At 38.4% G+C, this 25,698-nt stretch carries 25 protein-coding genes; 4 read left to right on the forward strand and 21 right to left on the reverse strand.

The window, feature by feature from the left end; genetic code table 11:
- The 5 genes from fliG to ATS71_RS03220 all read right to left on the reverse strand — a co-directional run bounded on the left by fliG (position 1) and on the right by ATS71_RS03220 (position 5,836).
- A complete protein-coding gene (gene fliG / locus ATS71_RS03200) occupies positions 1-1,041 on the reverse strand; it encodes a flagellar motor switch protein FliG (protein ID WP_058403503.1) in 1,041 nt (346 codons plus the stop codon).
- The gene (gene fliF, locus ATS71_RS03205) at positions 1,034-2,749 is read right to left on the reverse strand and encodes a flagellar basal-body MS-ring/collar protein FliF (RefSeq protein ID WP_058403504.1); all 1,716 of its coding nucleotides are present in this window, start codon (positions 2,747-2,749) and stop codon (positions 1,034-1,036) included. The genes fliG and fliF overlap by 8 nt, the downstream gene beginning before the upstream one ends.
- A gap of 20 nt (positions 2,750-2,769) precedes the next feature.
- Positions 2,770-3,102, reverse strand: coding sequence for a flagellar hook-basal body complex protein FliE (gene fliE / locus ATS71_RS03210; RefSeq protein ID WP_058403505.1), 333 nt, complete (start codon positions 3,100-3,102; stop codon positions 2,770-2,772).
- Between the two features lie 158 nt (positions 3,103-3,260).
- On the reverse strand, positions 3,261-4,727 hold the full coding sequence (locus tag ATS71_RS03215) for a sigma-54-dependent transcriptional regulator (RefSeq protein ID WP_058403506.1): 1,467 nt from the start codon (positions 4,725-4,727) through the stop codon (positions 3,261-3,263).
- Entirely contained in the window at positions 4,724-5,836 is a 1,113-nt protein-coding gene (locus tag ATS71_RS03220) for a sensor histidine kinase (protein ID WP_058403507.1), read from the reverse strand. The genes ATS71_RS03215 and ATS71_RS03220 overlap by 4 nt, the downstream gene beginning before the upstream one ends.
- A 131-nt stretch (positions 5,837-5,967) precedes the next feature.
- Here ATS71_RS03220 and ATS71_RS03225 point away from each other — a divergent pair, with 131 nt between their 5' ends.
- Entirely contained in the window at positions 5,968-6,561 is a 594-nt protein-coding gene (locus ATS71_RS03225; protein ID WP_058403508.1) for a DNA-3-methyladenine glycosylase I, read from the forward strand.
- Positions 6,562-6,852: 291 nt separating this feature from the next.
- On the opposite strand, the gene ATS71_RS03230 is transcribed toward ATS71_RS03225, so the two are convergent.
- Together ATS71_RS03230 and ATS71_RS03235 are read right to left on the reverse strand one after the other, a co-directional pair.
- Positions 6,853-8,289: a sigma-54 dependent transcriptional regulator gene (locus tag ATS71_RS03230; RefSeq protein ID WP_058403509.1), complete on the reverse strand. Its 1,437-nt coding sequence runs from the start codon at positions 8,287-8,289 to the stop codon at positions 6,853-6,855.
- Between the two features lie 161 nt (positions 8,290-8,450).
- A complete protein-coding gene (locus tag ATS71_RS03235; protein ID WP_058403510.1) occupies positions 8,451-9,236 on the reverse strand; it encodes a flagellin N-terminal helical domain-containing protein in 786 nt (261 codons plus the stop codon).
- Positions 9,237-9,421: 185 nt separating this feature from the next.
- Here ATS71_RS03235 and pseB point away from each other — a divergent pair, with 185 nt between their 5' ends.
- From pseB to ATS71_RS03250, 3 genes are read left to right on the forward strand one after another with little or no spacing between them, the layout of a single operon-like run.
- A complete protein-coding gene (pseB, locus tag ATS71_RS03240) occupies positions 9,422-10,423 on the forward strand; it encodes a UDP-N-acetylglucosamine 4,6-dehydratase (inverting) (protein WP_058403511.1) in 1,002 nt (333 codons plus the stop codon).
- Positions 10,424-10,438: 15 nt separating this feature from the next.
- A complete protein-coding gene (gene pseC, locus ATS71_RS03245) occupies positions 10,439-11,590 on the forward strand; it encodes a UDP-4-amino-4,6-dideoxy-N-acetyl-beta-L-altrosamine transaminase (protein WP_058403512.1) in 1,152 nt (383 codons plus the stop codon).
- Positions 11,587-12,444 carry an aldo/keto reductase gene (locus ATS71_RS03250; protein ID WP_058403513.1) on the forward strand — a complete coding sequence of 286 codons (858 nt, stop codon included), beginning with the start codon at positions 11,587-11,589 and terminating at the stop codon, positions 12,442-12,444. The genes pseC and ATS71_RS03250 overlap by 4 nt, the downstream gene beginning before the upstream one ends.
- Here the strand turns inward: ATS71_RS03250 and ATS71_RS03255 are convergent.
- The 14 genes from ATS71_RS03255 to fliD all read right to left on the reverse strand — a co-directional run bounded on the left by ATS71_RS03255 (position 12,436) and on the right by fliD (position 25,697).
- Positions 12,436-13,179, reverse strand: coding sequence for a WbqC family protein (locus ATS71_RS03255; protein WP_058403514.1), 744 nt, complete (start codon positions 13,177-13,179; stop codon positions 12,436-12,438). The two genes, ATS71_RS03250 and ATS71_RS03255, sit on opposite strands and share 9 nt — an antisense overlap.
- The gene (locus ATS71_RS03260; protein ID WP_138528758.1) at positions 13,170-13,814 is read right to left on the reverse strand and encodes a class I SAM-dependent methyltransferase; all 645 of its coding nucleotides are present in this window, start codon (positions 13,812-13,814) and stop codon (positions 13,170-13,172) included. Before ATS71_RS03260 ends, ATS71_RS03255 begins: the two co-directional genes overlap by 10 nt.
- Positions 13,795-14,730: a DegT/DnrJ/EryC1/StrS family aminotransferase gene (locus ATS71_RS03265; RefSeq protein ID WP_058403515.1), complete on the reverse strand. Its 936-nt coding sequence runs from the start codon at positions 14,728-14,730 to the stop codon at positions 13,795-13,797. Before ATS71_RS03265 ends, ATS71_RS03260 begins: the two co-directional genes overlap by 20 nt.
- Complete coding sequence (locus tag ATS71_RS03270) at positions 14,721-15,389, reverse strand: class I SAM-dependent methyltransferase (RefSeq protein ID WP_058403516.1); 669 nt, start codon at positions 15,387-15,389, stop codon at positions 14,721-14,723. Before ATS71_RS03270 ends, ATS71_RS03265 begins: the two co-directional genes overlap by 10 nt.
- A complete protein-coding gene (locus tag ATS71_RS03275; protein WP_235591403.1) occupies positions 15,382-16,311 on the reverse strand; it encodes a glycosyl transferase in 930 nt (309 codons plus the stop codon). The genes ATS71_RS03270 and ATS71_RS03275 overlap by 8 nt, the downstream gene beginning before the upstream one ends.
- Positions 16,312-16,336: 25 nt before the next feature.
- Positions 16,337-17,707 (reverse strand): FAD-dependent oxidoreductase, encoded by a 1,371-nt coding sequence (locus ATS71_RS03280; RefSeq protein ID WP_058403518.1) that lies wholly within the window; start codon positions 17,705-17,707, stop codon positions 16,337-16,339.
- A 2-nt stretch (positions 17,708-17,709) separates the two neighbouring features.
- A complete protein-coding gene (gene pseI, locus ATS71_RS03285) occupies positions 17,710-18,765 on the reverse strand; it encodes a pseudaminic acid synthase (protein ID WP_058403519.1) in 1,056 nt (351 codons plus the stop codon).
- A gap of 17 nt (positions 18,766-18,782) precedes the next feature.
- On the reverse strand, positions 18,783-19,535 hold the full coding sequence (locus tag ATS71_RS03290; RefSeq protein WP_058403520.1) for a cytidylyltransferase domain-containing protein: 753 nt from the start codon (positions 19,533-19,535) through the stop codon (positions 18,783-18,785).
- On the reverse strand, positions 19,535-20,860 hold the full coding sequence (locus tag ATS71_RS03295; RefSeq protein ID WP_058403521.1) for an aminotransferase class III-fold pyridoxal phosphate-dependent enzyme: 1,326 nt from the start codon (positions 20,858-20,860) through the stop codon (positions 19,535-19,537). Before ATS71_RS03295 ends, ATS71_RS03290 begins: the two co-directional genes overlap by 1 nt.
- Positions 20,861-20,957: 97 nt before the next feature.
- Positions 20,958-21,437 carry a GNAT family N-acetyltransferase gene (locus tag ATS71_RS03300; protein WP_058403522.1) on the reverse strand — a complete coding sequence of 160 codons (480 nt, stop codon included), beginning with the start codon at positions 21,435-21,437 and terminating at the stop codon, positions 20,958-20,960.
- 5 nt (positions 21,438-21,442) lie between these two features.
- Positions 21,443-23,563, reverse strand: a complete 2,121-nt coding sequence (locus ATS71_RS03305; RefSeq protein WP_058403523.1) for a motility associated factor glycosyltransferase family protein — start codon at positions 23,561-23,563, stop codon at positions 21,443-21,445.
- Complete coding sequence (locus ATS71_RS03310) at positions 23,556-23,831, reverse strand: hypothetical protein (protein ID WP_058403524.1); 276 nt, start codon at positions 23,829-23,831, stop codon at positions 23,556-23,558. Before ATS71_RS03310 ends, ATS71_RS03305 begins: the two co-directional genes overlap by 8 nt.
- The gene (gene fliS, locus ATS71_RS03315) at positions 23,821-24,249 is read right to left on the reverse strand and encodes a flagellar export chaperone FliS (RefSeq protein WP_058403525.1); all 429 of its coding nucleotides are present in this window, start codon (positions 24,247-24,249) and stop codon (positions 23,821-23,823) included. The genes ATS71_RS03310 and fliS overlap by 11 nt, the downstream gene beginning before the upstream one ends.
- 41 nt (positions 24,250-24,290) lie before the next feature.
- Positions 24,291-25,697, reverse strand: coding sequence for a flagellar filament capping protein FliD (gene fliD, locus ATS71_RS03320; RefSeq protein WP_058403526.1), 1,407 nt, complete (start codon positions 25,695-25,697; stop codon positions 24,291-24,293).
- Position 25,698: the final 1 nt, after the last annotated feature.

A 25,698-nucleotide genomic window follows, 5' to 3' on the forward strand; every position in this document is an offset into this window, starting at 1 on the left:
TTATAAGAACTCCTCACCACCACCACCGCCTAACTGAATTTCACCCGAATCAGATAAACGTCTTGCTGTTGATAAAATCTCTTTTTGTGCTGCTTCTACTTCACTAATACGCACAGGCGCCATTGCCTCTAGATCATCGGCAAGCATATCCGCGGCACGTTTAGACATATTACCAAGTATCTTATCTTTCAGACCGTCGTCAGCACCTTTGATTGCTTTCATTAGCACGTCCTGTTGTACTTCTCGTAATATAGCTTGAATACCACGGTCATCCACATCCATTAAGTTTTCAAATACAAACATTAGATCTTGAATTTGCTGAGACATCTCTTCGTCATGCTCACGAATAGAATCCATTAACTGACCTTCAACATTTGTATCTAGGTAGTTCATGATGTCTGCCGCTGCTTTTAAGCCACCCATTTTCGCAGCTTGTGCACCCGCTTGACCGGCAAATTGTTTTTCCATTATTTCATTAAGTTCTTGTAGTGCAGCTGGTTGCACTTCTTCAAGGTTGGCTATACGCATGGTCAAATCAAGGCGAACTTTTTCAGGGAACTGCGCGATAATCTCAGCAGACTGCTCAGGCTCTAAATAAGACAACACAATAGTTTGTATTTGCGGGTGCTCATTACGAATAATGTTTGCCACTTGCTTAGAGTCCATCCATTTAAGCGAATCAAGGCCTTTAGCACCCGATCCCATAACAATTTGATCAATAAGGCTAGCGGCTTTATCTTCACCCAATGCAGCGGTAAGCGCCTTTTTAATAAAGTCTTCTGACTGAAACCCGATAGTGCTAAAGCTTTGAATCTGTTCAATAAACAAATTATGAACTGCACTAATCTTAGCCTGCGAAAGATCATCTAACGCCGCCATTGCCATGCCCACTTTTTGCACCTGCTTAGGCTCTAAGTGTTTTAGTATTTGCGCTGCATCTTCTTCTGATAGGCTCAACAGTAATATTGCGGCTTTATCTACGCCATCGAGCTTATCAACATCAAACGCTGGCGGTAATTGTTTTTGTTCTTGATCAGTCATCTTCTGTTAACCACGCTTTCACTACTTGTGATGAGAGTTCTGGTTCATTGGCTACAAGGGCACGAATTGCTTTTAGTAAGTCTTCGTCGCCATGTAGGTCTGGTAACTGAAGTGTACCATCGCTTGAGAAACCAATTGAAGCAGAATCAAAGTCTTTGTTTAGCATATCCAACGTGCTATCGCCAATATCTACACCAGCACTTAAGGCATCTTCGTCATACTCTTCAAGTGTATCGTCTGGGTAAATTAAGCGTTTAAGCATCGGTTTAACTACCGCCATTATCAGTACAATAATAACGAGGGCACCCAGTACTAAGCGGATTATTTTCATAAACCAGTCTTGTTCCCAAAGCGGCACACTAATGTCAAAATCAGTTGCTTCACGCACAAACGGAACCGTTACCACTTCAAGTGCATCACCACGTTGCATATCAAAACCAACACCACCTTGTAATAAACGGCGAATATTTGACAGTTCTTCCACTGAGCGCGGTGTCATGGTTGTTTCACCGTTTTCACCTACTTTTGGAGTGTAATCAACAGCCACCGACACGCTTATTCTACGTATTACACCTGTTTGCTGGCGCTTATGTGAAATAGTTGTATCTAGCTCATAATTACGCGTAGCTTCTTTATGTGTTCTTGATGGTGAAGTTGCACTACCTACTCCACCTTGGCCAGCTACTTCAGGAATGTTTGAGTTTACTGGCGGCTGATTCGTCAACGCACCAGGTATACCTACCGCTAAACCGCCTATATTATTTTCTTCAAACGTTGTTTCGCTTCTTACTGCAGGCAGATCTGGGTTGTAGCGCTTTTGCGTTTCTTCAATGGCACTAAAATCCATGCTTAAATCAACTTGTGCAGTGTAGTTTGCAAGCCCTACGACGGGAATTAGAATGCTATCAATTTTTTCAAGATACTCTTGTTCACGCTTGCGCTCTATGTCGTACTCTTTGCGCGAACGTGCCGCAAGAGACGTTTGTGAGCCAGAATTTAATAAGCGACCATTTTGATCCGTTACCGTTACACGAGCTGGCTCTAAACCTTGTACAGCCGATGCAACCATATCAACAACAGAGTCTACTTCTTCGCTGTCAAGTGAACGCCCTCGCTTAAGAGTCAATACAACGGTAGCTGAAGGTTTTTTCTCTCTGCGCGCAAATACATTTTCTTTTGGGATGGCAAGTAATACACGTGCGCGAGTAATGTTGTTAAGCTCTTCAATTGTACGTGCGAGTTGTTGCTCACGACCATGCTTTAAGCGTTCGCGTTCTAAGCGTTGACTTACACCAAAGCCCATGTCTTGCATGATGATATCTGAACCCGATGTAGGCCCTTGCTCTAACCCTTCACGAGTCATTAACAGCTTAATGTTTTGATATTCGGTTTCAGGGACAAGTACCACATTACCATCAACTTGATATTCAATTTTTTGTGCATCTAAAAAGTCGAGCGTTTGTATTAGCTCTTCTGTTTGCATTTTACCAAGCGGGCGCATATCTGGCTGGCGAGCCCAAATAATGATGAATATAGCAATTGCTAAACAAATGCCTAAAGCAATAACAAGCGTTACTTGGCGCAATAAATCAACACCGTTTAACGAACTTAAATAGCCAGATTTTTGTTCTTGTTGATCGTCGCTATCGCTTTGGTCAATATCACCAGTAGCAAGTGCAAGATCGGTTGATTGATTAGATTGCGCCACAATAATTCTCCACTACCTAGTTAAACAGGCATGTTCATAATTTCTTTGTAAGCTTCAACAAGTTTATTACGAACTTGTACTGTCGCTTCAAATGCCACTGACGATTTTTGAGATGCAATCATCGCTTCAGCCAAAGAGACGCTTCTGTCGCCGGTCTCTACTGCAACCACTTTTTGCTTAGCATCTTGCTGTAAACCGTGCACAGTATTAATTGCATCTGACAGCATGTCGCCAAATTGAGCCGTTGATGAGGCTTGTGTTTTTACTGGCAGTCGTTCAACTTGATTACTACGACCAGCCTCTAAAGCCATTGATTGCATTTCTTGAAATACAGCGCTATTTTGAATTTTCATAATTTTTCTCTGACAATGCAGTTAACTCTTAATATAGATAAAGCACAAACCATGCCAAATAATAAATGTTAACTTTCAATAACTTAAAGTTTAATTTTGTGAGTCAGAGTTTTGACAGCCCTTAAATTCAATAACTGAATCAAGGGCTAAATGTGAGGCTACGCAGGAAGTGAAATACCTAAGTCGCGCATTTGCGCTAGTTTATAACGTAGAGTACGAGGGCTAATACCGAGGGTTTCAGCAACATCTTTTCGTTTACCTTGGCACCTTGCTAACGTTTCTAAAATGATACGGTGTTCTTTATCTTTGAGCTCATCTTTATAACTGCCCGTATCACCAGCTAATAAGTCTTGTTTTGGCGGCTCTACTAATGATGACTTTTCATCATAATAAGCCGAGCTAGTAGGGCCATGCTCAATACTTTTATCAGCAGTGTTCGCCTGAGACTGACTAGCACTTTGTGTGCTAATCGATGTAGGCGTCATTACAAAATCTGTTGCGGCTATATTTTCAATAAAAATAGCATGCTCATTAATAGTATTACCAGTCCTAAGTATAAGAGCACGTTGTATAACGTTATCAAGCTCACGCACATTACCCGGCCAAGAGTGAGCAAGTAATTTTTTCTCTGCGCCACTATCGAGGTAAGCCATAGGCTCTTTACTTTTGCTTAAATGACGTTCAATTAAATGTTTAGCCAATACAATAATATCCCCTGGGCGCTGATTGAGCGGTCGCCACATTAACGGAAACACGTTAAGTCTGTAATATAAATCTTCTCTAAATTGATTCTCGCTTACCGCTTCTTTTAGGTCACGGTTACTTGTTGCAAGTATGCGTACATCTAACTGAATTGTCTTGCGTCCACCCAAGCGCTCCACTTCGCGCTCTTGCAAAACGCGTAATAATTTAGCTTGTAATCCAAGATCCATCTCAGTTATTTCGTCGAGCAAGATAGTTCCGCCTTGCGCTTGCTCAAACTTACCAGGGCATGCTTGAATTGCACCTGTAAACGCGCCTTTCTCATACCCAAATAAAGTTGCTTCTAACATGTTTTCAGGAATTGCTGCACAGTTAATTGCAACAAACGGCTCATCGCATCGATTCGATTTATCATGTATGTAGCGAGCTAACACTTCTTTACCAGAACCACTAGGACCAAGCACCATCACACTTGCATCGGAACGTGCCACTCTACTTGCCAATTCTAATAACTGAATACTACTTGGATCGGCAACAATAGGACCGTCTGTCTCTTTTGCTTTTTCAGGTAAGTAGCGGCTTACCATATTGAGCAAAACTTCAGGTGCAAACGGCTTTGCCATGTAATCAATCGCACCTAAGCGCATAGCTTCAACGGCATCATCTATGGTGGCGTACGCCGTCATCATTAAAACAGGTAGCTCAGGGTGGTTAAGCTTAATACTTCGTAGTAAATCTAAACCACTCATAGTCCCCATTTGTACATCACTCACCACCAGCGAAAATTGCTCTTTTTTAAGCAAAAGCATGGCTTGCTCTGCACAATTAGCCGCAATGCATTCAATCCCCGACATTTCGAGTGTATCAATTAAGGCTTCACGAAGCCCTGCATCATCTTCTACAACTAAAATAGTGTTACTCATAATGATTCCTCTAATTTAGATGCGGTGCGAATAGGTAAAAGCAAACTAAAACATGCTCCACCGCCTTTATTATTGGTCACTTCAACACGTCCTTGATGTGCGTTTGCAACTGAACTCACAACAGCAAGCCCTAATCCCGTACCTTGACTTTTAGTGGTATAAAACGGTTCAAATATTTTTTCTGCTAAGCTTAAATCAACACCGGGCCCGTTGTCAGCAACGCTAATGCGCACATAGTCTGAATCTAGCTCATCGGTAACTGCACTTAAATGCACTTCTGCGCCAGCACCAGTGATCTGGATACTGTTATGAATCAAGTTTTGAATTGCACTGGCTATGGCTGATTTATTACCTGTTATTTGAATATCTGGTTCTGGGAGACTGACAGCTAAGTGGCTATCGTTTAGTGTCACCATCGCATCGGCGCCCGCCTTTACTTCGCTGAGTAATTGCTGCATAGACACTTGCTCAACAACCTGCTGATCGCCGCTTTTGGCAAAAAGTAGCATGTCGTTTACTTGAGTTTCTAAATCTTTTAAGCGAGACATTAACTTGGTTTGAAAATTATCGCGAGATGCCTCAGGTAAGCGCTTAGAGCCTAAATTAGCAGCATAAAGCATAGCCGCTGAAAGCGGCGTGCGGACCTGATGCGCAAGAGACGCCACCATTTTACCCAACGCACTAAGGCGCTGCATATGGGCAACACGCTTTTGCAAACGGCGTGTTTCACTTAAATCGGTCATTAAAATAAGTTGCCCCGGCTCGGGAGCTAACGCTGTTATATCAAGCTTTATTAACCGTCCATCTTTTAGTGACACTTCGTGGCCATCGTCCTGGTGGGGTCTAAAAGAGCGCTGAATTACATTAAACCACTTCTCGCCCTCTAAAGGCTCACCCAACATATCAATCGCTATTTGATTGGCCTTTGCAATCATTCCTTTACCATCAAGCACAACTACACCTGCTGGCATAGTATCAACTAAATGAGAAAGCCAACTTGCTTGCTGACGCAGATCGCTTAATTCACCTATGTACTCCTCTTGAAGTAAACATGGGTTATACTGATTTGCAGAAATAAACTGTGGTTTTAGCACGCTAGCAAGGGCCATAATCAAATCTCGAATTTGTATAGATACAAAGCTTAATGCACAATACGTACCAAAATTAAATTGCTATATTTTCATAATCTTACAATAATAATAACGCGACATAAAAATGACGCGAATAAAAAGGAATACAGATGAGTGAGCAAAATAAGTGCCGCTGCCCGTGGCTCGATACCACTAAGCCCGATTATGTTTTGTACCATGATTTAGAATGGGGTGTGCCTGTTTACGATGACCAAACCCTGTTTGAATTTATCACACTTGAGTCAGCTCAGGCGGGATTGAGTTGGTATACCATTTTAAAAAAACGACAAGGCTATAAAAACGCATTTGCTAACTTTAATGTAAACAAAGTGGCCTTGTTTACAGCTGATGATGTTGAGCGACTCATGCTTGATAAAACAATCGTTCGCAACCGTTTAAAAATTACAGCAACAATAAATAACGCGCAGCGATTTTTAAACATTCAAAAAGAGTTTGGCAGTTTTAGCGCGTATCAATGGCAGTTTGTAAATAACACCCCCATAGTCAGCAATTTTAATAATACCGAGGACTACCCCGCAATCACTGAGGCATCAACAGCTTTTGCAAAAGATTTAAAAAAGCGAGGTTTTAAATTTTTAGGCCCTACAACAGTATATGCCTACATGCAGGCTTGCGGTATGGTTAACGACCATAGTAATGATTGTTTTAGAAAAGAAGAAATTATTAAGGCTTTTGCTGAATAAGGACTTATAACCATAAAAGTGTTCTGTTCACAAAGAGGCTAAGAGACGCTTCGCTTTAGAGAAGTAACGTGTAAGTTAACTATGGTTTCTCATTTGCCTTCGTTTTTAAGATGCGTGTTTAAGTAATTAAAAGCTACGCTTTTCACGCGAGCAAGCTCAGCGTCTACCGCTAAAATTTACACCTAGGCTAAATTTACTCGTAGACGTCAAGCTTGCTTACGTGACGGGCAAAGCCCGTAAAGTGATTGATCACAAATGAATAACTAAAAGTATTTCACCATTTGCGTACTTCTAATCTCGTGAAAGGTTATACTTTTTCATTTTTTCGACTAGTGTTGTTCTTCTCACGCCCAGTATTTCAGCTGCACGGGCCACCACATAATCGTATCTTTCTAGCGCCTGCGTTATTAGGCTTATTTCAAGCTCAGCTAAATACTCTTTAAGCTCAATGCCATCATCTGGAAGTAAGCCACCGGCGTTACTATTAAACTCTGCCTCGGGTTCGTTTTCATAGTCACTAAACCCAGTACTGAATATATCGTTAAACGCATCTTTCTCCATTAGTTCTTCAGGATACTCAGGCTCATAGGCATCAACTTCAATATAACGGTATTTATTAGGTAGGTCAGGTATGTCTACTACCTTTTCGGGGAACATTATAACCATGCGCTCAACCAAATTCGCAAGTTCACGAATATTACCCGGCCACGCATGCTCTTTTAAGCTTTCAATTGCACGCTCAGTAAACTTAGCGGTAGTACCCGTTTGCTCATTTACACGACGCATTAATTCTTTGAGTAATAAAGGAATGTCATCAGCACGCTCACTTAGCGACGGGTTCTCTATAGGGAATACATTTAGCCGATAATACAAGTCTTCACGAAAGCTACCGGCTTCTATCATGGTTTCAAGGTTACGGTGAGTCGCAGCAATAACACGTACATCGGCTTGAATTGCTTTAGTGCCACCTACACGCTCATAGCTTCGTTCTTGTAATACGCGTAAAAGTTTAACCTGCATTTGTAGCGGCATATCACCAATTTCATCTAAAAACAGCGTACCGCCTTGCGCTAACTCAAAACGACCTTTACGAGCAGAGATAGCCCCTGTAAACGCCCCTTTTTCATGACCAAAAAGCTCACTTTCTAGTAACTCTGCCGGAATGGCCCCACAGTTTACTGGTACAAAGGGTCCTGTACTTCGCTTAGATAGCAAATGAACGTTACGCGCAACCACTTCTTTACCTGTACCTGACTCACCTAAAATTAAAACGTTTGCATCTGTTTTTGCAACTTGCTCAATTAAAAAGCGGACCTCTTTAACTGCTTGTGTTTCACCAACAAGGCCATCAAAAGACTTATGCGGCTGACTATTTTTGTGCTCCCCCGGCAACATACGATGATACTGCTGGCAATCATGAAGTAACTGTGTGGTAACTTCGTGATTAAATGGCTCGCAAATAAGCCCAACTACGTTAGCAATGCTAAGTAACGGTCTTAACGTTTCACCAATTAATAAAAATGGAAGTGTTGGGTAGCGCTTGATTAAGCTTTCATGATCGAGTGACTGTAAAGCCCCCAAAATAACCATGCACTCGTGCTGCTTATATTTTGCACACTCTTGTTCAAAGTTATCTTCATCTAAGCGATGAGTAACCTCACCGATAAAACCAAGTGATGCGTTTAACCCAATAGAGCGATTGTTATTATTATCTAAAATCAGGATCATAGTTAGCGAGCCGTGCTTCACTCTTTGATATAATTAGCTAAATTGTAAGCCAGTTAAGCAAGGATGCAAGTGATAGCGGCAGTTTTTTGACATAAACGCCAAAAAACAGACGCACTAGTAAGATCAATAATACTTAAGAATTAACTATTAAGTATTAAAATTTAAAGTAAACCTAAAATAGACTCAGCAGATTGGTTAGCCTGACCACGAAGTGCAACTGATGATTGCGCTAAAATGTCATTAGACACTTGTTGCGAAATTGCCTGCGCATAATCGGTATCTTGAATTCGGCTTTGACTAGCTGCAATATTTTCTTGCTGCCCTCCTAATCCTTTAATTGTACTTGCCAACGTATTTTGAAATGCACCTAACTCAGCGCGTTGCGCATTTATTTCATCATTTGCTTGCTTGGTTATATCGATAGCTGCTTGTGCTCCAGCCTGAGTCGAAATATCAATAGTAGATAGCGTCGGGGCAAGACTTCCATCAGATTGGTTTAGTGTTTGACTGATATTTGCATCAGAGCCTACCTGAAATGATACAGGCTCACCATTAAACAACGGTTTCCCTGCAAAATTAGCGTTTTCGAACGTGTCGTTAATTTGACTTTGCAGCTGCACGACTTCTTCTTGTAGCGCAGCACGATCATTATCAGTCAGTGCACCATTACCCGCTTGAACAGATAACTCTTGAATGCGCGTGACAGCATCATTTACACCACTCAAGCTAGCTTCGCTTACTTGAGTATATGAAATTCCGTCATAGGCGTTATTTAAAGCCTGACTGAAGCCATTTTGCTGTGAAGTAAGTCTATCAATAATTTGTAACGCTGCGGCATCATCTGCTGCACTATTTACTTTTTTACCGGTTGCTAGTTGCTCTGCAAGTTTGTTATTTGTTTGCTGAGTTTGGTTTAAAAAGTTAGCTGATGGTGATTGAATTTTCATAACGGCCTCCGTGGTGCTGACTGATTAAATTATAGCTTAATTTGCGAAATTTTGTGCTTTGTACCATGGTTAGACTAAATTAACTTGGCACTTTGCTTGCTTAGTGGTTAAAGTATTGAGATGCGTATTAAAAAATCACGTTTGCGTGTCATATAACGCCAATAATAAATAATTTGGGTAGCACTATGTTCGATAACAAAACAATTTTAATCACCGGTGGTACCGGTTCATTCGGGAAAAAATACGTCAAAACGCTACTTGAGCGTTACAATCCAAAAAAGATCATTATTTTTTCACGCGATGAACTTAAGCAATTTGAAATGCAACAAGAGTTTGACCAACCTTGTATGCGTTATTTTATTGGCGATGTGAGAGATAAAGACAGATTAATACGTGCCATGCGCGGTGTAAACTATGTTATTCACGCAGCTGCTTTGAAGCAGGTTCCGGCCGCTGAATACAACCCGATGGAATGTATTAAAACAAATATTAACGGCGCTGAAAACGTGATTGATGCAGCTCTTGATAACGATGTCGAAAAAGTAATTGCGCTGTCTACTGATAAGGCTGCAAACCCAATTAACTTGTATGGTGCCACTAAATTGGCATCAGATAAACTTTTTGTAGCCGCTAATAATATTGCAGGTGGCAACCGCACTACCTTTTCTGTTGTACGCTACGGTAATGTGGTTTGCTCTCGCGGCTCTGTTGTGCCTGTTTTTCAAAAGTTTATTGATGAGGGGCGCGACCATATTCCAATCACACACGATGAAATGACTCGTTTTTGGATAAACCTTCAACAAGGCGTCGATTTTGTACTGACTAACTTTGAACGTATGTTAGGCGGTGAAATTTTCGTTCCTAAAATTCCTTCAATCCGTATTACCGATCTTGCCAAAGCGATGGCTCCTGACTTACCACTAAAAATAATTGGCATTCGCCCTGGTGAGAAACTTCATGAAGTAATGTGCCCAGCAGACTTGTGTTTTGAAACCTACGAGTACAACGACCACTTTGTTATTGCGCCTGGTATTAAGTTCAGTAGTCGCAGTAATGACTTTACCGTTAACGCGATTGGTGAGAAGGGTAAAAAGGTAGATCAAGGATTTGAATATAACTCTCTGCATAACTCGCATTACATGACGATTGATGAGATTAAAGAATTTAACACTCAGGCATTAAGTTAAAGCTGAATAAAATAAATGATTCCATATGGTAAACAACTAATAAGCCAAGCAGATATTGATAGCGTTGTAGCTGTTTTAGAGTCTGATTGGCTAACTCAAGGACCAAAAGTACCCGCTTTTGAGGCTGCTATTGCAAAATACTGTAACGCTCAATATGGTATTGCTGTTAATAGCGCGACTTCTGCTCTACATATTGCATGTTTAGCATTAAATGTAAGCGAAGGTGATACTGTTTGGACGTCGCCAATTTCATTCGTAGCCTCAGCCAATTGTGCGCTTTACTGTGGGGCTGCTGTGGACTTTGTAGATATTGATTTGGCGACTGGCAATATGTCAGTGCCAGCCCTTGCTGATAAGCTTATTAGCGCAAAAAAAAATAATTGCTTACCTAAAGTCGTTATCCCTGTTCACTTGGCAGGTCAATCGTGTGATATGGAAGCTATTTACGATTTATCAAAGCAGTATGGTTTTAAAATCATTGAAGATGCATCACATGCTATTGGCGCACAATATAATGGCAATAAAGTAGGTTGCTGTGAATTTTCAGATATCACTGTATTTAGTTTTCACCCGGTAAAGATAATTACCTCTGCCGAAGGCGGTATGGCAGTTAGTAATAATCAACAGCTTGCAAAAAAATTACAGCGCTTAAGAAGTCATGGGATCACTAATGATCCAAATGAAATGACTGAGCAAAGCCATGGCCCTTGGTATTACCAGCAAGTAGAGCTTGGCTTTAATTACCGAATGACAGAACTACAAGCAGCACTTGGTCTCAGCCAACTTGATAAACTTGATGAATTTGTTACAACCAGAAACGCACTCGCTATTTCATATTCTAATGCGTTTGAAACTATGCCACTCTCGCATTTAACACAACTTACAAAATGCTATTCGAGCTACCATTTATACGTAGTTAAACTTGCTGATGGCCACTGCCACCTTCATAGGCATATTATTGAGCAATTGAGGAGTAAAGGCATTATTAGTCATCTTCACTATATTCCAATACACACTCAACCTTTTTATAAAGAAATGGGCTTTAAAGATAGCGACTTCCCCAACGCAATGAAATACTATAAAACAGCATTCACTATCCCTTTGCATCCTCAACTTACAGAGCAAGAGCAGAACTATATTATTGATGAAATTGGTAAATTACTGTGAAGCTCGCACTAGGTACTGTTCAGTTTGGTGTTGACTACGGAATAAGTAATACACGTGGCAAAACACATCAGAAAGAAATAAAAAAAATACTGAACCTTGCCAAAAGCGAAAATATAACGACCATTGATACTGCATCAGCTTATGGTAATGCTGAAAAAGAATTAGGCCAGTGCCTAGTAAATTCATTCAATATAGTAAGTAAAGTTCCTCCTATATCTAATTTAATCAATGTTGATGATTTTATAACAAAAACGGTTAAACAGTCTCTTTGCGACTTAAATTGTGACGCTTTATATGGATTACTACTTCATCGCTTTGAAGATTTTAGTCAATTCCCTGTTGCACTTGATTGCTTAAAGCAAATTAAAGCAGATAATAAAGTAAAAAAAGTGGGAGTATCTTTATATTCCCCCGAGCAGCTTAATAATGATGTATTAGCATTTGCAGATCTAATTCAGTTACCTCTTAATATTCTTGATCAACGCTTCGTTCAATCAAATTCATTAAAACAACTAAAAGCTGCAGATATAGAAATTCATACTCGTTCAGCCTTTCTTCAGGGGTTATTGCTAATGGAAAGTGACACTTTCCCAGATTATTTTAAACCTATTGCTCCTTTACTAGAAAAGCTTACCACGCTGAGTAATTACTTAAATGTCTCAACGTTATCACTAGCATTAAATTATGTGGTTAGTATTGATGAAGTAGACAAAGTGGTTGTAGGCGTAAACAACGAACAACAGCTTAATGAAATTTTAAGCTGCTTAACTTCAAGCTTATCCAATATTGATTTATCTGAGTTTAGCCTACCTGATGAGCGTTTTATTAACCCAGCACTTTGGCAATTAAACTGATAGAGATTGATAGTGAGTATGTGCTCTCGTGCATGTATTAATTAATTTAGCTGTTTCAACAGGCCCAACGTTAAATAAGCAGTCAATCACACTTAAATGAGAGATAAACTCACCCTTAATTTGTGGGTATTTAGGATGAATAAAGTTTTGATAAAAAACATCAATACCATTTTTAACTAATGCCCCGCCTGGGGTCTCTTGTTCAATGTAAGCCTGCGCGCCTACTGGTGATAAATAAGTATTACATTCTAACTCATGACAAATAGATACTAGCCGAGCATCTTTAACACCAGACACGCCTTTAAGCTGAGAAGCAGTAAATGTTGGTGTGGTTATATTCATATACCCTATCAATACTCTAATGATTTTAATATTCATTTGAGCCAGGCAAGTAATGCTCTCGTCTTTATAAATGGGAGCTAATAGTGGAAACAAGGAACTAAAAAACGGTGCTTTTGCGTAGCTTTCAGCAATGCTTTTAAGATGCTTTCTTCGCCAAGGATTTGCACTGACAAATTGAGTGTTTTCAATTGTTGCTGTCATTCTTCCTTTAGGGGTACTTACCGGACAAGTCAGCATAAGCTCTTGCTTACCCGATTTAATTTTATTTCTAACATGCCAATCACTTTTTTCAAGCTTTACGTTGTCTAAAAATACGAATTTATCGGCGCTGTTAATTAACCCAAAATAACCTAACCAGGGTAAGTAAGTAGGCTGCATTATACTCAGTAACATGTTATTTCGCTTTTACTTAATTGCATTGTAAATTCATAAGGGTAACCACCTGGCTTAGTAACGTAGTCATGCTTTAAGGAAACAAAAGGTGTCATTGTTGTTTTGCATAATTCAAATAATTCTAAGGGTGAGACATAAAAAAGAGCCTCATTTTTAAATTCCACAAATGTCGATAACGCATTAAAAATAACCGACTGCTCACACTGCTGAATACTTTTTTGTAAGGTAAGTGTTAAAAAGCCCATGTTATCAGTCATTTTATTATTGAACACACCGCTAATAAGCACATGGTCATAGCCTTGTGCTATCTCATCCTCATAGATATCAAACACTTTGAATTGAGCTTTTGTATCTGAGGTAAACTTGGCATTTGCGGCGTCTATAAACTCTGGTACAAAGTCATAACCTAAATACTCACCGGTAAAACCGTTTTTTCTTAGATATGAAAGCATATCACCCAGCCCACAGCCTAAATCAATAACTCGGCTACTTGATGAAATCATATTCAGAAATATCGCAAATCTTATATTTTGTGATTCTTTTGATACATGCTGTACTGATTTGTGGCTGTCACCATACTCTTTATACAGAGACTGATAATACGACTTTAAAGTATTACTTGTCTTGGTAGTCATTTATAAACATTACCATATTGGTTAATTGCTCTTGAGGTGTTTCGGGACGGACAAATAAATTTATAATTTGATCATCAATCAGTGACGCATTTGGATAATGTCCATTGGTTTGTAATTCACCTAACGATTTATAATGCTTAGTAAAAATAATGCCACTCTCTTTTGCCTTAGCTAAAAAGTGACTTCTATTTTTTATAAGTAAAGGGTAGCGCCAATACGTTACTTCAGCATCAAAACTTGCTTTTACAAAAAGCGAATTAGTAATATTATTTTGCAGATAATCTACATTCTCTTTTCGCACTTGCATTTGCTTATTTAAATTTAAAAAGCGGCCATTTAATACTTCTAACGGTTTTACGTCACTAAATTGAGCCATTTTATTCTCGTTTAAAAACTCCTTAGCGCATTCAAATAGCCGCTCAGAGTTAGTTAAAATAGCTCCGCCATATTGATTATCAATAGGTTTATCATACCCAAAACTTAAAATAGAGAAGTCGCCAAAGCTACCTAACGGTTTGCCTTTGTATTTACTGCCATACACCAAACATGCATCTTCTATTAGTGTAATGTTATTGTGTTTTGCAAACTTTTCTATTTCATCAATTTTACAATAGTGTCCGTAACCATGAACGGCCACTATTACTGATACAGAATCATTAAAAACAGCTTCTATATTAGTGACCTCCATAGACAAAGAGCACAACGAAACATCAGCCAAAATAACGTTGTAACCTGCCATTTGAATAGCAAACAAAACAATCGGGCAACAGCTTGCTGGCATTATTACTGAGCTACCCTTTGGAGCCTGTGAGGCATTGAGTGCAGTTATAAGCGCAAAGCTTCCAGAGCTAGTCAATAATGCATGCTGGCGGTCAAATGCAGTAGCAATAAGGCTCTGTAATCGAGTTAAACCCATAACCTCAAATCCTTGCGATAACGAGATAAAGGAAAACCTTCTGGTTGAGTCAGTATTTCTACTTTCTTAACACAATGCTGTAAATCAGTTTTCAATTGCTCAAAAGAAAAAAAGCGCCACTGAGAATAACGATGTATCAACGGAATCGTTTTTTCATATTCCAGATCACTTGCACTTTTTATATCGTGCTCAAAGTGTTTATCGAGTATATCGCCAATCAAAATTATACCTCCGGGCTTGCATACTCGTATCATTTCTTTAATCGCATCAAGTGCATATTGATAGCTTGGGAAGTAATGAAAGATACTGTAACTGAGTACTCTCTCAAACTCATTGTTTTCAAATTGAAGAACACTCGCTTGTGATTGATAAAAAACGCCTTGAGGGAGTAATTTTTTTGCTTCATCTATCATTGCTTGAGAGTAGTCAACACCTGCATACTGTGAGCACTTGTGTAATTTTGATAATAGTAAGCCGTTACCACACCCTACATCTAAAATACTATTACCTTGCGCTGAGAACATGAGTTTTTGCTCAACATCATCGATGAGCGCCTGCCAAAGTGTATCGTCAAAGGGTCGCCCAACCTGTGCTTTAAAATCACTGTTTATACGCGCAATTTCATCCCACTCTGCTTGTTTAGAATTAAACTCACTCATTTGATACCTTTAAAATTTCTTTTGCGAATTGCTCGGTCGAATCGAGATAATATGATGATAACATTGCGTCTCTTTGCGCCAGAACACCGGTGTGTAAAAACCCCTCAATGTTTAATGTTAAGCTTTCTATCGTTGCATCTTCAGCAAGACCCAAATCAAAGGTTAAATGTGCTCTGGCAAGTTCTAAAGTATCGGTATGTTGTTCTCTCGTTTGTGAAATGGCGCAGTTAGGTATAAGGCAAAAACCTGCTTCATACTTTGTTAATCCCCCGCCATTAATGATTAAATCGGCTTGTTTGTATACAGCAGACATATCATCAACAAACTCTAATGCTTGGTAAGTGTTATTTTTTAAACTAATAGAAGGGGCTTTTTGATCTAATAAAATAATTTTCTTACCTACCACTAGCTTATCTAAGGCATTTACAACATGCGTAGCCACATCAAATCGATCATTACCGCCAATAAAAACCAAAATAGTATTAATACTATTTTGAAAGTGACCTTGTGAGCGGCTTCGCCTTAATGATAATAATTCTTGGGCAAATGAAAAGTAACGTACCCCTAACCTATGTTTATTGGTTGAACGACAAAACGCCTCAGCGTTAAATCTAAAATTCACAATAAGATCTATAAAAGTGTAATTATATTGATCAAAGTCGTCGATGATGCATAGCTTCAACCCTATTTTTTTTAACTCAAATAATTGCTCAAAAGTGAACTGATAGCTATCGGCAAGCACCGTCATATCTGGCTCAAAAGTAAAGTCACTGCCTGCTACGGTGAAACCAAAATTATTAATACGCTGGGTAGAAAATTGATCAAAGTCGCCAAAAAAAACAATATTACTAAAAGGCTGTAATGCAAAGGTCGCCCTTGCAACATTTAAACACCTTGATAAATGCCCAAAGCCTGTTTTCATAGTTCCATTACAATAGAATATAAAATTAGCCAACAGTGCAATACTCTTTTAATTCTTTATGAGCAAGAATTAGCACATCAGATAACAACCAGCAACGACCACTAAACCTACCCGATACAATAATATTTTTAAACGAATTTGTTAATGTTTCATAATTAATCTGTGTTGTAGTACAAAAATCATGCGTAGGTACAGGAAAAGTATTATCAATTATTTGTACACAACCACTTTTTATTTTGGTGTCAGCCGTTAAAACTCCCATATTTTTTAGATCAATAACACCCTGCTCTAATGTGTATGTAGGATCTGCTTTGTACCTTAATACCTCTGCCGATACTTGATACTTATCACTTTGCCTTAAATTGTTATACAGTGTAACCCTGAAAATATCCGAACATGGGTCCCAGTTCCAAAGGTAATGCGATTCTTTATTTAAAGGCTGCTTATCAAACGTAAAATGTAAGATATTTGCGGTCCTAAATATGGGTTTATAATTTGCGATCGGTAAATTAGCGGCCTTTAGTGCAAATACAGGCGGCGCACTCCAAAATAACAAGTCGCACTTAATACGTGAGCCATCGTTAAGGCTAAACGCACTAACTAAATCATCTTGATATTCAATATCTACCACTTGACTACTACAGCGAATTTCAACTCCTAAAGATTCAGCTTTTGCCTGTAATTGATCGATCCAAGTCTGCGCGCCTTTAGCGCTATTTGGGTAGTAATAATTAGGAAGGTATGAACCTTGCTCTGCAAGTAATGTTTCAAATTCAGCAGCACTATGATAGCCAAGCTTTTTATCAAACTCTGGATGTTGCTTTAACACTCGTGACAACGATGCATTGAATGCTTTTATTCTTGTAGCGCCAAAATAATTAATGCTGGTATTTTTAGCTAAATCAGTAAATGCTACGTCGTCACCATAAAGCTTATTAATAACCGGTTTTGCAAGGTACTGATAAAACACTACACCTAAAGTTTCACATAAATATTGCTCAATGTTATTAGCCTCAGACCCTGATGTGAGTGACATAAACTCACCAATACCTTGTTTATAAAGTGCTGTATCTAATTTTCTTGCATCAATTGTTTGTGTTTCTAAATCCCACTTACCTGCAAAGTAATTTCCTGTTTTGAGGTGTTTAAATGTACGCCAATTCTTAGAAAATTGAGGGTGGTTGAATAGTATCTCGTCTATTTCAGCAACACCGGTGCTAGCTGGAATGTGTGTACCTTGGTCGTAAAAATTACCAGCATCGTCAGTGACTGAATTCAACAAGCCACCTAACGATTCAGACTGCTCAATTAATACAACGCGATCGTAATGCTTGCGCAACAAAATGCTTGCCGTTATTCCACAAATCCCACCACCGACCACTGCACATGTTTTCATAGCTAGCCTCTTAACTTATTCGTTAACGCAAAACTAACTCTATCACCCAGCTCTACATCGCTTGTTAAACACAGCCCTATTACATCATCAAAATGCTTAGTGTGTAAGCCAAAGCCTGGCCTAACCGATTTGATATCGTGTTTTGTAATAACATGGCCCTTAGGTAAATCCTTAGCAAAATAGAGTGAGCGCCTAGCTAACATATTTTTTTTCGCTGAATCTGTTATGTCATAGCTCACAGTACCTATTGCTTTTTCGGCGTCTCTTACTGACCTAACCAGTGATGAAAATTCGTCTCTATCTAATGAGAAAAAGGCATCTACTGAATCGTCAGATTTATCAATAATAAAATGTTTTTCAATTATTTTTGCACCCAATGTAACACTTACTATCGGTGAAATAATCCCTTGTGTATGATCAGATAAACCAGCAATACAATTAAATCGTTTAGCTATATCGGAAATTGTTGCTAAGTTGCATTCTTCTAATGGGGTTGGATAAGCTGTTGTACACTTTAAAATTGCAATGCTATCACACCCGTTATTGCGCAATGTACTAACCGCAAGTTCAATGTCAGCTAACTCAGCAATTCCTGTTGAAAGAATCACAGGCTTGCCTGTTGCCGCAACATATTTCAAAAGGGGAATATCTGTTATTTCCGGAGAGGCAATTTTATATACCGGTGTATTTAATGATTCAAGTAAATCAACGGAAGATTCATCAAATGGGGAAGAGAATATATCAATTTCGCAACGCTTGGCCTCTTCGAACAGCGCCTGATGCCATTCCCAAGGTGTAAACGCTTTTTGATAAAGTGAGTGCAAAGACACATGTTCTTGCCAAGGGTTGTCGCTAGGCAAACAAAAATCTGGCTTCGAACAATTTAGTGTGATTGTATCTGCCGTGTAAGTTTGTAGCTTTACAGCATCTGCCCCGGCTAACTTAGCCTCAGCGATTAATTTTTTCGCTTTATTTATATCTCCACCATGGTTTGCAGACATTTCAGCTATAATGTAACACGGACTATTTTCATCGATTATTTTATTGTTAATTTTCATAATAAGTCCAAAGCTAATTAATGTTGTTCATTTTGTAATGAAATAGCTAACCCTTCGTTACGAATAACTTGGCTATTAATCTGTTTAATGTGAGGATAAGCATCAAGTATATTTTTTATATTTTGATAATTAATGTTAACAGTATCGTTAGTAAAACGTGCTAATTCTTTAATAACCTGCCAATCTTCAGGTGTATCTAATGTAAACCGATAGCTGCTGTCATCTGTTGTGTTTTGCATTTCATAGGTAGAAAATTGATTTAGTTTATTTTCGTAAAAATGTAACGTCACGTGTTCACGTTCAGACTCTCTGAGTGCAGCCGTATCTAAAGAAGACAGTACGCTCGTTTTAAAAACCTCACAATCAACGCCTTCGGCAAATTGTTCACTCAAAAAGGCATAATCAACCTGTTTTTCAAAGTACGTCTGCAATAATAAATCACACACGCCAACATCTACAAAAGGTGAATCGCCTGTTATTCTCACAATATGGTCTGATGGATATGCTTGGCTTGCTTGCTGGAAACGCGCTAAAACATTATCCTCTGAACCTCTAAACACGTTGATATTATGGCGTTTGGCTAACTTAACCAACTTATCATTTTCTTCGTTAAAAGAAGTAAGAAGAACAATATTATCAATGTACCTAGATTGCTTTAAACGCATTACAATGTGCAAAATAACGGGGATCCCATTTAATTCTTTTAACACCTTGCCTGGTAATCTTGACGACCCCATTCTTGCTTGAATAAATGCAGCAACTGATTTCATTAATTTAACCTTTGAAAGCCACTGTGGCATACCGGCCCATTGATTAGGCTTTCTATATCTGCATTACTGTCTAGCGACTGCTGAAGAAAATAAAAAACATCTCTCATTGCATCAATATATTTATCGCAAAGCTCATCGGTATGGGCAATCGAAAGGTAAATAACATTACTCGCTAAAAATCCTCTTTTAAGCATTTCTTGGGTAAATAGTGTTTTTAATGCCAAAGCATGATCACCTGGAAATATAAATATAGGGACACTATCAATACCTATAATTTTTAGGTTAAAGCCTGTTTGAGTGACGACTTCTTCAATTCGAGATTTTAGTCTTGCGCCAGTTTCATTTAAGCGTTTGGGAATATTATCTCTTTGAAATACTTCTAATGTTTTTAACGCAGCTGTAAAGCCAACTCGTTCGGTCCAATAAGAACTACTAATGAAAGATTGTTGCGCTGCATCCATCACTTCAGAACGACCTATTATAGCCCCTATTGGATGGCCGTTACCCAGTGCCTTTCCTAGTACACAAATATCTGGCTCTATCGATGTTAAAAGATGAGAAGCCCCTGTGTTGAGTCTAAACCCTGAGGATATTTCATCAAAAATTACAACAATGTTATGTTCAACAGCTAAATCTTTCACAGCTTGAAGAAAGGCAACATCCGGCAACCCATGACGAAAAACTTCCATCATAACAACGCCAAGGTTATCACCGTGAGCATCTATGATTGCCTTAAAGCCATCAATATCACCTTCTTTAAATGGCACCACAGTATTTTGTAATTGCTTAGGTACACCAGCAGGCCTTAAACCAGGTAATAATTGCTCATCTAAATTTTCAGCGTCAGTTATATTTGTTGCTAAGTACCAATCATGCCAACCATGGTAGCCGCAAAAGGCAACAACATCTTTTTTACTATAGGCACGGGCAATTCGCACTGCTAACGCACACGATTCCCCACCAGTACGAGTAAAGCGGACAGCTCCCGCCCAAGGGTGTATTTCAATAAGTTTTTCTGCTAATTCAACTTCTTCATGGCAATTCAAACTACTCATACTTCCGTTAGAAATCGAACTTATCACCGCATCGTTAATTTCATCATTAGCGTAACCTAAAGAACTAGTACCAATTCCCATAATAGAGAAGTCATAGTAATGGTTATCATCTAAATCCCAAACTTCACAGCCTTTAGACTTTTTATAATAGGCAGGCCATTGATCGGGTAAAAACATTTCGGCACGCTTTGAAAGTAATTGATTCCCACCTGGAATAATTTTTTTGGCTTTTTGCCACAGCTCAGCACCCGAATTGCTTTTTGATGACATGTTTTTTCCTTAGAAATAATAAGTTTAAATTATTTATCAACCATTATAATAACTTATCGGCTATTTTAAGAAAAGGCTTAGGAAGAATAGATATTTTTTATAGAAGTGATTTTTTCATAAACAAACCATGGTCAGTTTGCTCGCTAATTTCAAAACCCAATTTATTATAAGCAGATATTGCAGGTATATTACCCTTATCAACACCCAGTATAATTGTTTCTATATGAAAGTTTTTAGCTAAGTAATCTGCACTTGCAGAAATAACCTCAGCTGCAACACCTTTACCACGCCATCTAGCCTCACCCAACAAAATCCCCATTGTCGCGGTTTTATTAACTAAGTCGATAGGCTCATACTTTATATTGCCAATATGCTCACCATCAGCAAAAATACCCAGCAAAATAGCTGCGGGGTCTTCATTTTTAGTTTTAATATAAGCCTTCAATTCGTTTAAAGATGACGATGTATAGCTAATAAACTCTTTAGCTTTATTATCTTCAAACCAGCTGAGGTATCGATTTGAAGCATGGGCCTCAGTTAAGAGCGTAAGAACAAATCGTTTACTCTTAATCTGCATATTTACTAGCTCACAGAAGGTTTTGAGTAATCAAAGCTGTAATCACTTAACTCATTCCAACGGTCTCTATATTGCTGTGGAGCATCCGCAATGAAATCTCGCCAAAGTGTTTTTGCTTTCTCATAATAAGGTACTATCGATGTCTCATCACCAAAGTTATAAAGTAACGAGATAAGCACCGAGGTAACGTAAAGCGACTCACCTTCAAGTAACAAATAAAGATGTGTGTATCTTGGATGATTTTTAAATGAGAACAAATACCTTAAACTTTCAAGTAGCTGCTTGAGCGCTTCAGCTCGATTTAAAATTGGACCATCAAGTATCTCAACCATTGTGTTACATAGCTGCTCAAACTCATCAAAATCCAAATAATCTGTTAAACACACACTTTCATCTACACTAGAGAATGGCTGCGTTTTTATATGATCAATAACTTCATTTTTAGAAAAAATAAATTCTTCTAGTAAAATATCATCTGACCTTAAAGGCATGCTCCCCTTAACAGCGGCCCCATCACTGCAATTAAAACAATTTATCCCTGAATCAAGTTTAGACTCTAAAAAACGTTCCATTTGCACTTTTCCTGTGTGCATGAAGTGATCGGTAATTATATCGCCGCCAAAATTGCCAGGTATAATGAGCTCGCCCCCCATTTTTAAAGGCGCATGTATCGTTTCACCCTCACCTGAGTAATAATAGCTACCTTTTGAATGATGATGGTTAGGATCTTTATAACCATTATCAGCACCGAAAAGATAAATATTTTTAAATTCCATACTACCAAAAAAACTAAGTGCTGTGTTCCCAACCAAGGGGTTGCTGAACCCTATAGTTGATGTGATTCTGCCATTATTTAAAAACTCCGAAATATGAAATAATGATGTACCTGCTTCGTTACTTTTTAGTGCAACGCCACACCAGCCAAACAAATCGAGTACGTTTGGGTACATTACATTTAGCACAAGTAGATTTATTTTTTGGCGGGTATTTTCAGGAATAAATGCTGTTAAAAAATCTTCTGTTGCCTTCGTTCTTTCAAGTGCAACATGAAAATCAGGTGTAATACCTTGCTTTAATAATGCTGTTGTAGCAGAGTTACATGCAACGACAATGACCTTGTCTTGTAACTTTTTAATTCTTTCAATATCGTTATCCAATGAAGGTCCATTTGCAACAATAAATATAGGATAATGATTATACTTTTCGGAAACCTTTTTCGCAGGCTGTAGCAAATTAATAGGTTTTAAAGAGTTTTCGACTGAATGAGCAACGCTTAAGAGCGCATCATCAAAAAAACCCCACCCCATAAAAAACTGATGATAATTGCCTTTAAACTCATTAATTAATTTATTTACAGATTCAGAAGGGTAATGTTGAAAAAATAGTGCACTTGCAACACTAAACGCACCAATTTCTCCAGCTCTTAAATGCAAAGCTTCATACATTTCTTGCTCAGGCACACCAATCGAGAAATATAAATAACTTCCAGCTTCATCTACTTTGCTAAGAAAATTAGCCCAGTCAAATGTAAATAAACTTGCAAAAAAATAATCTTCATTGGGTTCAAAGATGCTTATATAAGCTGCATTAAAAGAGTCAAAAAAATGATCTAAATGATATCCTAAGCCAACGCCAAAAATAATTGCACTGGGTACATATTCAGCAACATCTTTTGTCGAAGGAAGATCCTGTTGCGTTTCATTGTAGATAGCGCCAATTTCAGCCATTAAATCAATATGGATAAAACCCGTCTCATTTTTTAAGAATTCCAATTGGCTATGGTCAACTTTACCCATTATAGGGTTTTCAAGCATATTCTTTATTTGCTCACTAGACTGCTTATGCGGGTCTTCACTATAAATAGGAACCCCTGTGTCGTAGTCAACAAAATTAGCTGTACCATTGTGGTTAAGAAATAAATTAAATTTACTGCTTGGCTGATGCGAACTAAATTTCTCGGCAATATCAGGAAAATACTTTTTAAACGCTACGATATTATTGTCGAAAGTCGTATTCGCTTTATCTACAAAAGCATCTTCGTTTTTTTGTTTTTGCGAAATTGAATTAAGGGTCTCTTCAATCTCATTTATTGACTGTTGAGCACTTTGCAGATCATTTTTAGACATTTTGATATTTCTTAATATTCTTTTGGTTTTTATTAAACTGAGTAATATTTTTAAAAGACTGTTTTTTTAAGTCGTCGACTTTATTTATTATATTTTGATGCTTTGCGGCGACTGATAGAAAATAAGTAGCATTTTCATGTAGGGATATTTCATCGGTCGCTTTTATTTCATCAAGTAACTTGCGGTCTAAATTGAGTGCTTTTTCGAGGTTTGGCTCATCAATCGCAGCTTCGAGCTGCGAAATCAAAGAGTCAATTTTATCCAACATGAGCATCGATACCATTTTCAGATAACGTTTGTTCTCTTACTTCATGAGGGATTGCATCCCACGCTGATTTTATCTCTTTTAATAGGTTCGACACTTCAGTAATTATTTCAGGATCGTTTTTGATACTCGCATCCAATAGACGCTCATCCATGTAAGTATAAAGTGAATAAAGATTTGTTGACACATCACCACCAGCGTCAAAATCTAAACAACCGCGCAATGCATTGATAATCGCTGATGCTCTTGAGATATGTTCGCTTTTAGCTTCCAAGTGTTTTTTTTCAATCGCTACTTTTGCTAAGACCATTTTCTCAATTGCGCCCGCCATTAGCATTTGAATAATTTCATACCTATCGGCCCCTGCAACTCGCGTTTTTAGGGCCTCTTTTTGATAATTTTTTACTTTAGCGTTGTACATAACTCACCTATATATTTTATTGCTAAATCAATTACTTACACTTAACTATCTGAACGTGTAAAGCCCGGAAGACTTGCCAATTGTGCACTCAAGTAGGTTTGCGTTGACTGCATTTGTGCAAGCAGTACATCTAACCCTGCATATTGTTCGCGAAGTCTAGCTTCCAAAGATTCCATTCTGAATTGATGATTTTCAACATCATCTTCTAAATCAGAAATTTGTCCATTTAAACTGTCCTCTCGCTGCTTCATAATGCCGTTCGTATCGACATAGTTATCCAATAACGTTTCAAACTTTGAAGCTATACCGTTTTCACCTGCAAAAGCCTTGCCAATATCATCAAAATTATTATCTAACGCATCATTCAAGCTTCTCACTAGAGTCGATTTTTCTAAGTAACCTTCTTTATTAACTCCAAGCCCGATATCAAAAATACTCTCAAAAGGACCTGCATCTGATAAGCTAGTTGATAGAGCATTCACTAATTGCGAACTAAGAGAGCGGATAGTAGAATCACCATTTAAAGGCTTACCGATGCGTGACTGAAACCCTAGTTGACCTATAACATTGTTATAATTTGTGATTAATTCATCAACTAACGTTGTTGCACTTTCTCGGTCAAAATCAACTGAAAGCTTGGCTGTCTCATTGTCGACACTTTCACGTTTTGCTGTTATCGTCATATCTTGTACAGCATCTTTAAAGGTGTTTGTATCGTTTGTTATGGTAATACCATCAACTTTAATAATTGCATCTTTTGCGGAGTTTTCTGCTGCTATTCCAATGCCGCCTGCACCACCTGCATTTGCTATAGTAGATACGTTATCAAGTTCAGCGTTATCGTTTGTGATAACAAGATCGTTTCCGGTCCCTGTTACAGTAGAAGTCAAAACAAGCTTCGCTTCAGTACCCGTGTTAATAATATTTGCCGTAACACCAAAATTACTGTCAGAGTCGTTTATAGCATCACGTAAGTCAGAGAGAGTAGCACCGGCGTCTAAGGTTAAATCAAAAGTTTTATCAGGGCCTGCAGAAAACGATAATGTGCCACCTGAAGCACTCACAACGTCTTCATTAGTAGCAAATAACCCATCTTCAGATAAAGCTCTACTCCCTTGAGCAATTGCAACCACTTCTATCTTGAAGTCACCTGGAGTTATATCAGAGGTAGGTGTAACAGAGATCAAGTCTCCGTCATCACTTGTTGGCTGGGTTATATTAGCAACTCGTTTATTGAAGTTATCTGGGTCTGCTAATTTTTCAATTGTATCTTGTAACTGCGATAAAGCAGATTTAACTTCACCTATCGCTGATAACTCGACTTGAAGCGCCTCATCCTTCGCTGCAAAGGCATTCATTTTAGGTACATTTTCAGCATCAACTGACGCCGAAATAATACTTTCCAAATCGAGACCTGAACCAATACCCGCAGATGTAATAAGAGGCATA

This window comes from Pseudoalteromonas sp. H71 (assembly GCF_001468485.1).
Taxonomy (GTDB): Bacteria; Pseudomonadota; Gammaproteobacteria; order Enterobacterales; family Alteromonadaceae; genus Pseudoalteromonas.